Origin of the sequence: Vibrio sp. RE86 (assembly GCF_013114545.1) — a bacterium.
Taxonomy (GTDB): Bacteria; Pseudomonadota; Gammaproteobacteria; order Enterobacterales; family Vibrionaceae; genus Vibrio.
This window is the reverse complement of sequence record NZ_VTXI01000012.1, coordinates 109,464-124,674: the sequence shown is the minus strand read 5'-3', so window position 1 is coordinate 124,674 and position 15,211 is coordinate 109,464. Positions and strand designations below refer to the sequence as shown.

The following is a 15,211-nucleotide window of genomic DNA, read 5'->3' as shown; positions in this document are numbered from 1 at the left end:
CGGGGAAGTTAATGTTCCCGACGCGGACTCCGAATACATTAGCGCAAACCAACTCCGTTATTACTAAATTGTAGTTGCAATAACGGGGCGGACCATACATTTTTTATTCGTCATCCTCAAAAGTGAGGAACGAAGAAGAAAAGTAATACTTACTCAGCATCACCTAGTAGAACTGAGTCTAAAGCGATGATCATCATGTCGTTAAACGTAGTTTGACGCTCATCTGACGTTGTCTGCTCGCCTGTTTTGATATGGTCTGAAACAGTACAGATCGTTAGCGCTTTTGCACCGTATTCCGCACAAACGCCGTAGATACCCGCCGCTTCCATTTCAACGCCGACAATACCGTACTTGTCCATTACCTCGAACATTTCAGGATCTGGCGTGTAGAACAGCTCAGCAGAGAAAAGGTTGCCCACTTTCACTTCAATGCCACGTGCTTTTGCTGCATCTTCTGCTGCACGTACCATTTTGTAATCAGCAATCGCTGCAAAGTCATGACCTTTGAAACGAATACGGTTCACTTTAGAATCGGTACACGCGCCCATACCAATCACGACATCACGCACTTTAATGTCTTCGCTTACCGCACCACAGCTACCTACACGGATGATCTTCTTAACACCAAAGTCTTTGATTAGCTCTGTTGCGTAGATAGAACAAGAAGGGATACCCATACCGTGGCCCATAACAGACACTTTACGGCCTTTGTAAGTACCTGTGAAACCGTACATGTTGCGTACGTCACATACCTGTACAACATCTTCTAGGAAGGTTTCTGCAATGTATTTTGCTCGTAGTGGGTCACCCGGCATTAGAACAACATCTGCGAATGCACCCATTTCTGCGTTGATATGTGGAGTTGCCATGATTCAATTTCCTTTTATTAAACTACGTTAGTTTAAGCAAACAAAATAATAGAGGGTCATGCCCTCTATTCATAATAACTAATTTGGATTACAGGAAGCTCTTGCCGTAATCCATTGGTGACGTACCAAAGTGGCTCGCTAACGTTTGGCCAATATCAGCAAACGTATCACGTAGGCCAAGTGAACCTGCAGGAACCTTAGCACCGTAAACAATCACTGGAATATGCTCACGGGTGTGGTCTGTACCTGGCCAGGTAGGATCACAACCGTGGTCAGCCGTCAGGATAAGTACATCGTCCTCTTCCATCAGCTCAATCACTTCGTGGATGCGACCATCAAAGTACTCAAGCGCAGCAGCGTAGCCAGCAACATCACGACGGTGGCCGTAAGCTGAATCGAAATCAACAAAGTTGGTGAATACGATCGTATTATCACCCGCTTCTTTAATCGCGTCTTTCGTCGCTTCAAATAACGCAGGAATACCCGTAGCTTTGGTCTTCTTAGTGATACCACAGCCCGCGTAAATATCCGAGATCTTACCGATAGAGTGAACTTCACCGTTCTTCTCTTCAACTAACTTCTGTAGAACCGTTGCTGAAGGTGGCTCAACCGATAGATCGCGACGGTTACCCGTACGTTCAAACTGACCTTTACCTGGGCCAATGAATGGACGCGCGATAACACGGCCAATGTTGTAGTCTTCTAGCTCTTCACGTGCAATTTGGCAAAGCTCAAGCAGACGGTCTAGGCCGAATGTCTCTTCATGACAAGCAATTTGGAATACTGAATCCGCAGAGGTATAGAAGATTGGCAGACCAGTATTCATATGTTCTTCACCCAAATCATCCAGAACCTGAGTACCTGACGCGTGGCAGTTACCTAGGAAACCGTCCAGACCTGCACGCTCTAAAATGCGGTCTGTCAGCTCTTTAGGGAAGCTGTTCTCTTTATCAGTGAAGTAACCCCAATCGAATAGAACAGGTACACCTGCGATTTCCCAGTGACCTGATGGAGTATCTTTACCAGAAGAGAGCTCAGCTGCGTGGCCATAAGCACCAATAATTTCAGCGTCAGCATCTAGACCCGGAGCAAAGCTGCCTGTCGACTCTTTGTGTGCCATTGCTAGACCTAGTTTAGTGAGGTTTGGCAATTTAAGTGAACCACTACGATCCGCATTGTCTGCCAAGCCTTTATCACACTGTTCAGCGATATGACCCATCGTATCTGAACCTACATCGCCAAAGTCTTTTGCATCAGCCGTTGCACCGATACCAAATGAATCTAAAACTAAAATAAACGCTCTTTTCATTGCTCTCTTCCTTTAACTGGCCAAGAGCAAAAGCTCAATCGACCAATCTAATAATAATAGTAATTCAACTCTAGATAGTTGGACTTGCAGCAAGGCAACAAGCAAGCGAATCCCCTGAGCATAGCTCGTCTATGTGACTGGGGAGAGCGAGCGCAGTTAACGCCGCTGCAAGTTCAAATATGAAGAGTTTAAAGATCTTCAGCGCGAATCTGACGATACACTTCTGGCGTTGGCGTATACTCGCCACCAATCGTAATCGCTGCTTTTAATGCATTCGCCGCTTCTTGCCATTGCTCTTCATTGCGAGCGTGAATCACAGCGAGAGGCTTGTCACTAGACGCTTGTTCACCCAAACGAATAAAGCCATCAAAGCCAACTGCGTAGTCGATTACGTCTGTTGCAACGCGGCGACCACCACCCATAGAAACAACCGCCATACCGATTGCACGTGTATCCATCTCTGAGACAACACCTGACTCATCAGCAAAGACAGGTTTCACGATCTCTGCTTTCTCTAGGTAGTTATCGTAGTTTTCAATAAAGTCTGCTGGACCGCCAAGGCCTGAAACCATTTTACCGAAGCACTCAGCCGCTTTGCCGTTATCTAGCACTTCCATTAGCTTCGCTCGTGCGTCTTCAGTGTTCTCTGCAAGGTTACCCAGTACCAACATTTCTGCACATGACGCCATGGTCACTTCTAGAAGACGAGGGTTACGGTATTCACCCGTTAGGAACTTAACTGCTTCACGAACCTCTACTGCATTACCCGCTGAAGAAGCCAGTACTTGGTTCATATCGGTAAGGATTGCCGTTGTCTTAGTGCCAGCACCGTTTGCTACTGCAACGATAGACTTAGCCAGCTCTTCTGACGCTTCATAAGTTGGCATAAATGCACCAGAGCCTACTTTTACATCCATTACTAGCGACTCAAGGCCTGCTGCTAGTTTTTTAGAGAGGATCGAAGCGGTAATCAGCGAGATGTTATCAACCGTTGCTGTGATGTCGCGAGTAGCGTAAACACGCTTGTCAGCAGGCGCTAGATCGCCCGTTTGACCAATGATTGCTACGCCAGCGTCTTTAGTTACGTCACCAAACACTTCATTAGTCGGTGTGATGTTGTAGCCAGGGATCGACTCAAGCTTGTCAAGCGTACCACCTGTATGGCCAAGTCCACGACCAGAGATCATAGGAACGAAGCCTCCACATGCTGCCACCATTGGGCCAAGCATTAGTGAAGTAACGTCACCGACACCACCAGTTGAGTGCTTATCAACGATTGGACCACCAAACTCTTTATGGCCCCAGTCAATCACCATACCGGAGTCACGCATTGCACACGTTAGTGCGATACGCTCAGGCATCGTCATTTCATTGAAAAAGATAGTCATAGCAAACGCTGCAATCTGACCTTCAGATACTGTGTTTTTTGCTACGCCTTGAATGAAGAAGTTGATTTCGTCGGCTGTTAGAACTTCGCCGTCACGTTTTTTACGAATAATTTCTTGAGGTAAGTACATTAGATCCTCCCATGCTTTGAACAGCAAGGTTGTAGGGTAAAGAGGTAATGTGGAGCAGCGGTTTGCTACTCCACCAAACAGACTTTGTGTTTATCTATTCTCGAATGAGAAAATTAGTAAGCTGCTGGGTCAGCAGTCTCGTCTGTCACTTCTAATGTATTAAGTAGGTTAGTTAGCAAGCTTGATGCGCCGAAACGGTAGTGACGAGCATCAACCCAGTTATCACCTAGGATTTCATCAGCCATTGCAAGGTATGCAGCGGCATCTTCTGCAGTGCGCACGCCACCAGCTGGTTTGAAACCAACTGTTTCTGCTACGCCCATATCGCGAATCACTTCAAGCATCATTCGAGCGTACTCTGGCGTCGCGTTTACTGGCACTTTACCAGTAGAAGTTTTAATGAAGTCTGCACCAGCTTTGATACAGATTTCAGAAGCTTTCTTGATTAGTGCTTCTTCTTTCAGCTCACCCGTTTCGATGATCACTTTAAGAAGAATTTCACCACACGCTTCTTTACATTGCTTAACTAGCTCGAAGCCAACTTCTTCATTACCTGCCATTAGTGCACGGTAAGGGAATACTACGTCTACTTCATCTGCACCGTAAGCTACTGCCGCTTTTGTCTCAGCAACTGCGATCTCAATGTCGTCGTTACCGTGTGGGAAGTTAGTTACAGTTGCGATGCGAACTTCTGGCGTACCTTGCTCACGAAGTGTCTTCTTAGCAATAGGAATAAAGCGAGGGTAAATACAAATTGCAGCGGTGTTACCTACTGCTGATTTTGCGTCATGACAAAGTGAAATAACTTTCGCATCAGTGTCATCATCATTCAGCGTAGTTAGGTCCATTAGTTTAAGTGCACGTAGTGCTGCTGCTTTTAAATCGCTCATTTCTATCTCCGATCAATATTCAAAAATTTTACTGCTCAACTTGACTATCAAGTTGGCGATGTAGTCATTAATGAACGGACTTGGTTCCTTGAAGACTCAGGGGTAACAGCGAATTAACCCCCAATTGCTATCCTTGTCACCGCACAGTACCAGTTTGGTCTATGGCACAACAATCTGCGATTGCGGTGTCTAACGTATTAGGGCATTGCCCTAGCAACTCTCGTTGCAGCCAGCGTTAATCATACTCCTTGTATCAATTATCGCTAGCGAAAAACATTTCAATAAATCTAAGTGTACAAAATAGGTCGTTGGGCATTCTCCACCTCAACCTAAAACACTTTATTCAAAAGCGTTACTCTACTTCCTACAACTATACATTATAGATATTCATCGAAAATCTGTAGTGGCTCATAGAGCGCAAACGGTTTGTATCTCAAAAAAGATTCTGTTTAACGATTGCTCAAGCTTCTCACTAAGCAATCGCTCTGAATCCAATACCCCCAATTGCCAATTGGGCACGCTTCTTTCTAAGTCATTTGTTCGCTAACAAGGCAACAAGAATATGAGTCCCCACGAGTTTAATTCCACTAAATGATTGGGGTGAATATTCGCAGTTAACGCAGTTAGCGGAAAATGACGACGAAAGAAAAACGAAAAAGCCCCGTAGTACATAGCAAGCTATGCAACTACGGGGCTTTGTAAAACGGCGTCTATATAATCTATCTACTTAATCAATTAGAAAGATAGGAAGAAGCCAGCGATTGTCGCCGCCATTAGGTTAGATAGTGTACCAGCTACAACCGCTTTAACACCCATACGAGCGATGTCTTGACGACGGTTTGGAGCTAGACCACCTAGACCACCTAGTAGAATCGCGATAGAAGAAAGGTTTGCGAAACCACATAGAGCGAACGAGATAATTGCTGTTGTCTTCTCAGACATTACTTCGCCAGTTGCTGGAACAACAATAGCGTTCTCACCAACGTATGGTACGAAGTTTAGGTAAGCTACGAATTCGTTAACAACTGTTTTCTGACCGATGAATGAGCCAGCTAGAGTTGCTTCTTCCCATGGCACACCGATTAGGAATGCTAGAGGCGCGAAGATGTAACCTAGAATTAGTTCTAGAGTAAGGTTGTCCATACCGAACCAACCACCGATACCACCTAGGATACCGTTGATAAGAGCGATAAGACCGATGAATGCTAGTAGCATTGCACCAACATTTAGTGCTAGTTGTAGACCAACTGATGCACCGCCAGCTGCTGCGTCGATAACGTTAGCAGGCTTGTCGTCGCCGCCATCGATGTCACCGCCTAGCTCTTCGTCTGGCTGGTCAGTTTCAGGCTTGATGATCTTAGCGAATAGTAGACCACCTGGAGCTGCCATGAATGATGCTGCTACAAGGTACTCTAGAGGTACACCCATAGATGCGTAACCTGCTAGTACACCACCAGCAACAGACGCAAGACCACCACACATTACTGCAAATAGCTCAGAGTTTGTCATTTTAGGAACAAACGGACGAACCACTAGAGGTGCTTCAGTTTGACCTACGAAAATGTTAGCTGCTGCAGACATAGACTCGGCACGTGAAGTACCTAGTGCTTTTTGTAGACCACCACCAAGAATCTTGATAACCCACTGCATAACACCGATGTAGTAAAGTACAGAGATAAGTGCAGAGAAGAAGATTAGTGTTGGTAGTACTTGGAATGCAAAGATGAAACCGATACCGTCAACAGAGAAGTTAACTAGGCTGCCGAATAGGAAACCAGTACCGTCTTTACCGTAGTCGATCACGTTAGCAACACCAGCAGAGAAACCTGCTAGAAGGTCACGACCCCATGGTACGTAAAGAACGAAACCACCGATGATAAATTGAATAGCGAATGCGCCACCCACAGTTCTTAGATTGATAGCTTTGCGGTTATCAGACAGTAGTAGTGCTATTCCTAGCAATACTGCCATACCGACTAGGCTCATAAACAGGCTCATAGTTTATGACTTCCTTATATGTTATTTGTTGGCGTGTTACAAAAATGGAGCTCAAAAGCGGACGCAATTATACTCATCCGGCCAATGATAAAGTAATGGCATCCTCACACTTTCTAATAAGATTCATCATGCGTTCACTCAGTAACGTGAAGTTGATCACCATTCAGCAGGCTTATAATCATCAATAGAACATTTTATTTAGAATTTATTCACAAATACCGAACGCCAAATTGCTATTATTCCAAACGTTTTCAGCAATCGTTTGCTCTGACTCTTGTTTTAAGCTTGCGAGGCAGGACAAGATCTCACCTATCATTTTAGGATGATTGCTCTTGCCTTGATGTCCGTTAAGTGGCATGTCAGGCGCATCAGTCTCTAGCACAAGGTTTTTCAACGGGATCTGAGTAACGGCTTGACGAGTTTTATTGGCTCTTGGATATGTGATTACACCACCGACACCGATGTAAAAACCCATCTCAACAAACTGCATCGCTTGTTGATAGCTTCCTGCGAAACCATGTAACACTCCACCGTTATTAAAACGGGCTTCTTTTAACAATTGAAGCAGCCGGTTATGAGTCTTTCTGGCGTGTAAAATGAGAGGAAGTTTATATCTTTTTGCCAACTCAATTTGAGCCAAAAACAGATGTTCTTGAAGCTCTGCAGGGACATCGATCATCGCATCTAGACCGCACTCCCCGACCGCAACACACTTCATGCTTCTTTCTGCCAATTTCTCTTCTAATATAGGCAGATGATCTTCACTTTGCGCGTTCAGAAAGTATGGGTGCAAGCCAAGCGCATGATAGATAGAAGTGTATTGAGAAGAGAGCATAGAAACGGTTTGCCAATTCGATAGACCGATAGACGGAATGACAAAACGTTCAACGCCAGAATCATGCGCCTGAGTTAACTGAGCTTCAAAGTCTTGTGAAAAGACCTCAAAGTCGAAGTGGCAGTGAGTATCAAAAAGGCGCACTAATCGCGCGCCTTATTGGATTGTGGTGATGAGTTATCAACATCATGAGCAGGATCTCGACGATAAGGTACGCAGCTGCGCTTGTTTTCCGGCGTAAGGCCCATTGATGCACACCACGCATCGTAACGGACAATAAGCTGTTTTAACCATCCAAACATCCCCTGCTCCTTAAGACCTACTGCTCTTCGCGCTTGAAGACTAAATCAGTCGGCGTAGATTCTTCTTCAACAAAGTAGTAGCCCGCGGTATCGAACTTAGTCAGATCGGCTACGCTAGCGATACGATTCTCAATGATGTAACGAGCCATCATGCCGCGCGCTTTCTTAGCGTAGAAACTGATCACCTTATATTGGCCATTCTTACAATCTTTGAAGATAGGGGTAATCACCTGAGCATCCAGTGCTTTTGGTTTGACAGCTTTGAAGTATTCATTCGATGCAAGGTTGATAAGTACATTGTCACCTTGAGCCGCAATGGCTTGATTCAACTTATCTGTGATGACATTTCCCCAGAACTGATACAGATTCGTTCCTTTGTCATTAGCAAGCTTGGTGCCCATCTCAAGACGGTACGGCTGCATTAAGTCAAGCGGCTTCAATAGGCCATAAAGACCTGACAGCATGCGTAAATGCGCTTGAGCATATTCAAAATCATCATCTGAGAGGGATTGAGCATCTAACCCAGTATAGACGTCACCTTTAAATGCCAGAATCGCTTGACGTGAATTGTCAGTGGTGAAGGTTTCGCTCCACTCTTGAAAACGGCCCACATTCAAATCGGCAATTTTGTCACTCACCTTCATTAGGCTTGATACATCAGCAGGCGTGAGTTTACGGCAAACTTCAATCAGCTCTTTTGAATACTCAACTAACTCAGGTTGAGTGAACCTTTCTGTCGCCAATGGCGATTCGTAATCTAGGGTTTTCGCAGGGGAAACAACGATCAACATGACTTTACACTTTCCATTTATCAGTTTTATTGAGTTTAGGGTACAAAAAAAGCCATGCATTGTCTGCATGGCTTTTTGAATCGTTCTAATAGATAAACTCTATAGTACGAGATTAATCTTTCTTAGTTTGATCCCAGATACCATCTTCCAACTGAGATTTCAGTTCAGGGAAGTCGTTTGAGTCAAACGTTGGTACTTTACCTTCAGCAAGCTGGCGGTTGTAGTCTTTCGCAAGCTTAATCACGATGCCTGATAGAAGAAGAATCGCTACCAAGTTAACAATCGCCATTAGACCCATTGAAACGTCAGCTAAAGACCAAACGACTGGTAGTGACGCTAGCGCACCAAACATAACCATACCTAGCACGATGATACGGAACAGACCTAGACCTGCTTTGTGGTTGTGCTCAAGGAAGATAAGGTTTGTCTCAGCGTAAGAGTAGTTGGCAATGATAGAAGTAAATGCGAAGAAGAAAATCGCTACTGCTACAAAGATACCACCCCAATCACCTACTTGAGAACTTAGTGCGTTCTGAGTCAGCTCGATACCTGTTACTTCACCGTGAGGTACATACTCACCAGACATTAAGATAATCGCAACCGTTGCAGAACAGATAACGATAGTGTCCATGAATACACCTAGCATCTGCACGTAACCTTGAGATGCTGGGTGCGGTGGGTAAGGTGTTGCTGATGCCGCCGCGTTTGGCGCAGAACCCATACCAGCTTCGTTCGAGAACAGACCGCGTTTGATACCGTTGATCATAGCTTGTGCGATTGCGTAGCCTAGACCACCTGCTGCTGCTTCTTGTAGACCGAAGGCACTCTTGAAGATAAGAACTAGAACATCAGGTAGCTTCTCGATATTCATTAGCATTACGCCAATAGCAAGAAGAAGGTAAAGCAATGCCATTACAGGAACAATCAGCTCCGCAACACGTGCGATACGTTTAATACCACCGAAGATAACCACAGCAGAAAGCACAACAACAGCAATACCGACGTATAGCTTATCCCAACCAAATGCCGTGTTCATCGCACCGGCAATTGAGTTAGCTTGTACTGCATTGAAAACAAGACCGAAAGCAATGATCAGGAATACTGAGAACAGTACACCCATCCAACGCATGCCTAGACCTTTTTCCATGTAGTATGCTGGACCACCACGGTAGTTACCGTCGTCATCTTTCGTTTTGTATAGCTGCGCTAGCGTACTTTCAGCAAATGATGTCGCCATACCTAGCATAGCAATTAGCCACATCCAGAAAATAGCGCCTGGACCACCAGCAGTAAGAGCAACGGCTACACCTGCCATGTTACCAGTACCAACACGAGCAGCTAAACTAGTACAAAGTGCTTGGAAAGAAGAGATACCAGCTTTGTCTGCTTTACGGCTGTTCTTCAAAACAGAGAACATGTGGCCGAAGTGACGGAACTGAATAAAGCCCAAACGGACCGTAAAGTAGATTCCAACACCGACTAGAAGATAAACAAGAATTGAACCCCATAGAAGGTCGTTCATTAAGTTAATTAAGTCTGTCATAAGATCCTCATGATTGAGTGTTCGCTAACCTATGCTTCCAAGCCATCCATCTAACTGCTTAACTAAGTGTCAAGGTTGCTTAGTCTTGGTTGTATTTTTCTATGCAGTTTAGACCTGTAAAACTCGCTTCGTGCTTCCATTTTACGTGTCAGCGTATTTTTTGACGGGCGGATAATGCAGTGAAGATGGGCAAAAATCAATATGCAATTTAACTCACTTCATTGTTATATTTCACTAGATAGTCACTAACAATTAACAGCAAGGCACGCATCCTAACAACAAAAAGAAAACAAACCAGACAAAATCACTTAACAACCCAGTTCTTATCAGAATTAGACACAGCGTCTGAGAAGAAAAAACTCAAGTCCTTACAATGTAAGGCTTCAAGCAATGCATTAAAAACAATAGACGGTAAAGCAAAGCGACGCATTCTTAAAAGTTAGACATTGGGTTGCATAAGTGAACTCAGCTTTAAAATTCACACATTGAATTAACAATCGGGAATACTCAATTTAATCGTTTTCGTCAGTTCAACCGTTCAAAAAAACACCACTTCATTCTGTCTTTTTGTGACTCTCACGCACAATATGCGCAAAAACTTCATTGAAACGTAACAAATGAGAAACGAATCAAAGTTACGTTAGTTTTAGATATGGTATTAAAAAGTGGCCCTAGGCTGAGGGCTTCAAAATCATAAAAGAGGTAGCTTATGGAAGGCTTAAACTTTGAAGAAATTTTTGAACAGGACTTACCAAAAGGAAAGGCGAGTCGCTCAAAACCAATGAAACGTAAATGGCGTGAAATTGAGGCAATTAAAGACCGCCAACGCCTACAAAAAGAGTTGATGGATATGGATATCGGCTTTGATGATTTAACTACCGTCGAATACTAAGTAAAAAGAGGCATTGAGCCTCTTTTTCTTTATCTACTCACTGAACAAAACGGCTATATACACTCATGTTCATTTTGGTGAATGCGATCAGCGAGTTGTTGATATTGTTCAGCAATGGTAGAACCGAATAAGGGATCATCTTCACAAACGCTCCACTGTTGCTCTACTGCCTGCCAGTCATGCGTGGTAAACGTGGTAAGTAAATGAGGGAAAACCTGCTTCTCTTCCATCTCTAGGTGCTTTTTCTGAGCATCAAGAAAAGACGCTAATTGCTCGACAAAAATATCATGCGGGACCACCGCATCTTGCAAAACCATATCTACCGTATTGAGAAAATTATGAGTCTTCTCTGATAAAGCGCGATGTTCGGCCTCAAGGTTATCAATAGTTGCACTCTCACCGTAGTGCTCTAGGTAATAGTTATACAAGATGTCTTCTTTTGGGTGATGAATTTTCTCAGAGTGATGAGCGAGATAATCCACCACTTCCCTCAACACAGCGTAATTAACGCTCCGCTCCTCTTTTAACATATTGAGCTTATGACGTAATATCGCCAGTAACCTCACCATGTAGCCGTGTTCTCGTTTGATCCTTTCAACCATCATAGCACCTCTCCTTAACACTTACTTTTTATAAGTGTATTAGATGGCATATAGAGACGCTTTGATCCTGTTCGAATTTTAAACAAACATTATTAAGGTAACTCAACCGTTAAAGGTAACGTCCACTCAATTGGAGCTTTTCCTTGTTCAATCAATAGTTGATTGGTTTGGGAAAAGTGACGACATCCAAAAAAGCCTCTATGTGCAGAGAGTGGTGACGGGTGTGGGCCGGCTAAAACGTGATGTTTGGAGCGATCAATCATGCGACCTTTCTTCTGCGCGTGTGCGCCCCATAATAAGAAGACAACACCTGACTGATGCGCATTGACCGCTTCAATAAGGCGATCAGTAAACGTCTCCCAGCCACTCTTCGCATGAGAGTGTGCTTTACCCTGCTCTACAGTCAATACCGTATTCAATAACAGGACACCTTGCTCCGCCCAACTTTGTAGATAGCCATGCTGTGGGATCTCGAAGCCCTCTATATCTTGAGCGAGCTCTTTATACATATTTTTCAGAGACGGAGGCGTTTTAATTCCAGGCAAGACAGAAAAGCAGAGACCATGAGCTTGGTTCGGACCGTGGTAAGGATCTTGACCGATGATCACCACTTTAACGTCTTCAAACTCAGTTGCCTTAAAAGCATTGAAGACTTCTGACTGAGGCGGAAAAACGACCTTACCCGCAGCTCGTTCAGCTTCGACAAACGACAGAGTCTGCTTAAAATACTCTTGCTGCTTTTCTGCCTCGATCACATCATGCCAAGTCAGTGGCGTTGCCATAATTTCGTTCCTTTACTGTGTATGCAAAACGATTGTCGCAAATAACCTTAAAGGAGCAAAGGGGTCAACACCACATGAGCATGGGGTGTTCTCAATGTTTTTCACGTAGACGATTAAGATGCCTTGAGGTTACTTGTCTGCTTTTGTGGCGTTCGATAGTGACCCTGCCCGGTAATGTGGCGATTAGGTGTAGGGAAACGAGCAGTGCGTACTGAGGGATAAGTGTGAGTAAACGGCATAATTCATGTCCTCATAGTGCGAATACATATAAGGACATGAAAAATTAATGCCAGATCTTACAAACTAGACATTGACTGCCAATGCTTCTAGGTGGAATTTTCTCATTTTTGCAATTTCATCTTGCCAAAGGTCTGACTCAATTGTCTCTAAAATCAGGGGGGTATGATCAAATCTCGGGTCTTTCGATATGTACTCAAAACAATCCCAACCAATCTCACCTTTACCTAAGGCATGGTGCCTATCAACTTTGCCGCCTAGCTCGATCTTTGAGTCATTAATGTGCATTGCCTTTAAATATTGCATCCCCACGATGCGATCAAACTCAGCAAACGTGGCATCACAAGCGTCAAAAGTTCTTAAATCGTAACCCGCAGCAAAGGTGTGGCAAGTATCAATACATACACCAACGCGAGATTTATCTTCGACCTGCGCGATAATTTCAGCAAGGTGTTCAAATCGCCACCCCAAGTTAGTGCCCTGCCCAGCCGTATTTTCAATCACCGCAATGACTTCTGGAACAACTTGATGTGCCAAATTAATCGATTCGGCAATTCGCGCTAAACACGCTTTCTCAGAAATCTTCTTTAAATGACTACCAGGATGAAAATTTAACAGTGTTAGACCTAGTTGATGGCAACGTTGCATTTCATCAATAAATGCCGCTCGGGACTTCTCTAGCTTCTCTTCTTCTGGTGCGCCTAAGTTAATCAAATAGGAATCGTGAGGCAGAATCTGTTCAGGACTAAAGCCCAGTAGTTTACAGTTGGCTTTAAATGCACTGATCGTTTTTGCCTCTAAAGGTTTTGCGACCCATTGGCGCTGATTTTTAGTAAACAAAGCAAAGGCGTTCGCACCTATCTCTCTTGCTCTAAGCGGAGCTTGATCAACCCCACCAGCAGCAGAAACATGTGCACCAATATACTTATTACCTGGTTGCTTTTTTATCATTGTTATTTAATCACCTATTACTTTCAGTATGAGAGCCCAAATACAATCATTTAGAAGATGCAGCTCAAGTTTTAGTCTCATTTTGTAGTAAAATTACAACAAAATGAGTTATTAAATATTTTTTATATTATCAAATAAATTGTAACTATATTGTTTTCAAAGATTTTATTGATTTAGAACAAGAAAATAACCATTACAAAAATAATGTTTTTGGTTGTTTTTTGACTTAAATCAATATTATCATAAGGGATATTCGCTATATAATACGTAGCTCAGCAAAATTCGAAAATTAACACCAATTAACCACCGATGTGGACTAGGAGATAGTAATGATCCAAGGTATTCAAATCACTAAAGCAGCAAACGACGACCTACTAAACTCAATCTGGCTTCTAGATAGCGAGAAGAACGAAGCGCGTTGCGTAGCTGCGAATTCTGGCTTCGAAGCAGACCAAGTTGTTACAATCAACGATCTGGGCGAATACGAGAGCCGTGAAGTTGCTATCGAAACAGCACCACGCATCGAAGGTGGTCAGCACCTAAACGTTAACGTTCTAAAGCGCGAAACGCTAGAAGACGCAGTTGCAAACCCTGAGAACTACCCTCAGCTAACAATTCGTGTATCTGGTTACGCTGTACGTTTCAACTCTCTAACAACAGAGCAGCAACGCGACGTTATCGCTCGTACTTTCACTGAGTCTCTATAATTCTCAGTCAATAATATTTGAAAAAGGCGCTCAATGAGCGCCTTTTTTATACCTATAGCATTAGAGAAACTAGCCAATCATGGTGCTGTTGCCACAATAACTTAATCGCCATCAACATAGACATAATGATCACTAACGGACGAATCCATTTTTGACCTTTGGTCACCACCACTTTAGCTCCAAGCTGAGCACCAATAAACCCGCCAGCAGCCATCACCAATCCAAGTTCCCAAACGGGCAAGCCTGCGATGACAAAGAAAATGAGTGCAGCGATATTTGAAGTAAAATTAAGCACTTTGGTTCTTGCGGTTGCATCCACGAGCGAGAAGTGCCCTAGCGCTACAAAACAGACCGTAAAAATAGATCCCGTGCCTGGGCCAAAGAAACCATCATAAAATCCAACTCCGCCCCCCACACTAAAAGCAAACATCGCTTCTGACAGTTTTGCTTCGCCTTTTTGCTCTTTCGCTTTTGGCATCATCAAGAAATAAAGGGAAATAGCGACCAAAAGAATGGGAATTAGGCTCGTTAATATGCCCGCGTCTATATACTGAACCGCTTCAGCTCCCACTGCCGAACCGATAAAAGTGCAAAGAATGGCAAAACGCATCTCTTTGACGTTAACGATGCCATTGCGCACGAAGTACCACGTTGCCGAGAAGCTACCAAAGGAGCTTTGAAGTTTATTCGTTGCTAGCGCTTGAGTTGGAGGGACACCTGCAGCAAGAAGCGCTGGGAGTGTAATTAATCCACCTCCCCCCGCCATAGCATCAATAAATCCTGCAAGCGTGGCGACGAAGAATAGGAGAGTCAATATTTCGAGAGTCAGTTCCATTGAGTGCACGGTACGTTTCTAAATTTATAGCGGTAAAGTATCACCAATTAAGTCAACCTGTTACTTAAATTGTCACCTCTGACCAACTATTAACACTACACGATAAAAACAAAAAGGCCACTCAGAGAGCGGCCTTTGTTTCTATGTCTTA

General features: G+C 43.9%; 15 protein-coding genes. 2 read left to right on the top strand and 13 right to left on the bottom strand.

Translation table 11 applies throughout. The features are described from left to right. Positions 1-149: 149 nt before the first annotated feature. The 9 genes from deoD to F0231_RS13070 form a co-directional block, all read right to left on the bottom strand. On the bottom strand, positions 150-869 hold the full coding sequence (deoD, locus tag F0231_RS13110) for a purine-nucleoside phosphorylase (protein ID WP_171760178.1): 720 nt from the start codon (positions 867-869) through the stop codon (positions 150-152). A gap of 88 nt (positions 870-957) precedes the next feature. Beyond that, positions 958-2,178, bottom strand: coding sequence for a phosphopentomutase (locus F0231_RS13105; RefSeq protein ID WP_171760177.1), 1,221 nt, complete (start codon positions 2,176-2,178; stop codon positions 958-960). A gap of 188 nt (positions 2,179-2,366) precedes the next feature. Then, complete coding sequence (deoA, locus tag F0231_RS13100) at positions 2,367-3,695, bottom strand: thymidine phosphorylase (protein ID WP_171760176.1); 1,329 nt, start codon at positions 3,693-3,695, stop codon at positions 2,367-2,369. Between the two features lie 113 nt (positions 3,696-3,808). Beyond that, complete coding sequence (gene deoC / locus F0231_RS13095) at positions 3,809-4,585, bottom strand: deoxyribose-phosphate aldolase (protein ID WP_171760175.1); 777 nt, start codon at positions 4,583-4,585, stop codon at positions 3,809-3,811. A gap of 735 nt (positions 4,586-5,320) precedes the next feature. Further along, complete coding sequence (locus F0231_RS13090) at positions 5,321-6,583, bottom strand: NupC/NupG family nucleoside CNT transporter (protein ID WP_171760174.1); 1,263 nt, start codon at positions 6,581-6,583, stop codon at positions 5,321-5,323. Positions 6,584-6,788: 205 nt separating this feature from the next. Then, positions 6,789-7,562 carry a TatD family hydrolase gene (locus F0231_RS13085; RefSeq protein ID WP_171760173.1) on the bottom strand — a complete coding sequence of 258 codons (774 nt, stop codon included), beginning with the start codon at positions 7,560-7,562 and terminating at the stop codon, positions 6,789-6,791. Beyond that, entirely contained in the window at positions 7,562-7,720 is a 159-nt protein-coding gene (locus F0231_RS13080) for a DUF5363 family protein (RefSeq protein WP_171760172.1), read from the bottom strand. The genes F0231_RS13085 and F0231_RS13080 overlap by 1 nt, the downstream gene beginning before the upstream one ends. 17 nt (positions 7,721-7,737) lie before the next feature. Beyond that, positions 7,738-8,511 carry a peroxide stress protein YaaA gene (gene yaaA / locus F0231_RS13075; protein ID WP_171760171.1) on the bottom strand — a complete coding sequence of 258 codons (774 nt, stop codon included), beginning with the start codon at positions 8,509-8,511 and terminating at the stop codon, positions 7,738-7,740. Positions 8,512-8,623: 112 nt separating this feature from the next. After that, positions 8,624-10,054 carry a sodium:alanine symporter family protein gene (locus F0231_RS13070; RefSeq protein ID WP_171760170.1) on the bottom strand — a complete coding sequence of 477 codons (1,431 nt, stop codon included), beginning with the start codon at positions 10,052-10,054 and terminating at the stop codon, positions 8,624-8,626. A gap of 709 nt (positions 10,055-10,763) precedes the next feature. On the opposite strand from F0231_RS13070, the gene F0231_RS13065 reads away from it, so the two are divergent. After that, positions 10,764-10,946: a DUF3545 family protein gene (locus F0231_RS13065; protein ID WP_171760169.1), complete on the top strand. Its 183-nt coding sequence runs from the start codon at positions 10,764-10,766 to the stop codon at positions 10,944-10,946. A gap of 53 nt (positions 10,947-10,999) precedes the next feature. Here F0231_RS13065 and F0231_RS13060 read toward each other — a convergent pair whose 3' ends face one another. The 3 genes from F0231_RS13060 to nfo form a co-directional block, all read right to left on the bottom strand. Next, a complete protein-coding gene (locus tag F0231_RS13060) occupies positions 11,000-11,551 on the bottom strand; it encodes a hemerythrin domain-containing protein (protein ID WP_171760168.1) in 552 nt (183 codons plus the stop codon). 89 nt (positions 11,552-11,640) lie between these two features. Then, positions 11,641-12,330: a uracil-DNA glycosylase gene (ung, locus tag F0231_RS13055; RefSeq protein ID WP_171760167.1), complete on the bottom strand. Its 690-nt coding sequence runs from the start codon at positions 12,328-12,330 to the stop codon at positions 11,641-11,643. Between the two features lie 303 nt (positions 12,331-12,633). Then, the gene (gene nfo / locus F0231_RS13050) at positions 12,634-13,518 is read right to left on the bottom strand and encodes a deoxyribonuclease IV (RefSeq protein ID WP_171760166.1); all 885 of its coding nucleotides are present in this window, start codon (positions 13,516-13,518) and stop codon (positions 12,634-12,636) included. Positions 13,519-13,847: 329 nt separating this feature from the next. Between nfo and grcA the strand changes: the two genes are divergently transcribed. After that, on the top strand, positions 13,848-14,225 hold the full coding sequence (gene grcA / locus F0231_RS13045; protein ID WP_171760165.1) for an autonomous glycyl radical cofactor GrcA: 378 nt from the start codon (positions 13,848-13,850) through the stop codon (positions 14,223-14,225). Positions 14,226-14,277: 52 nt separating this feature from the next. Here the strand turns inward: grcA and F0231_RS13040 are convergent, their stop codons facing one another. Then, positions 14,278-15,060 (bottom strand): TSUP family transporter, encoded by a 783-nt coding sequence (locus F0231_RS13040; protein ID WP_171760164.1) that lies wholly within the window; start codon positions 15,058-15,060, stop codon positions 14,278-14,280. Positions 15,061-15,211: the final 151 nt, after the last annotated feature.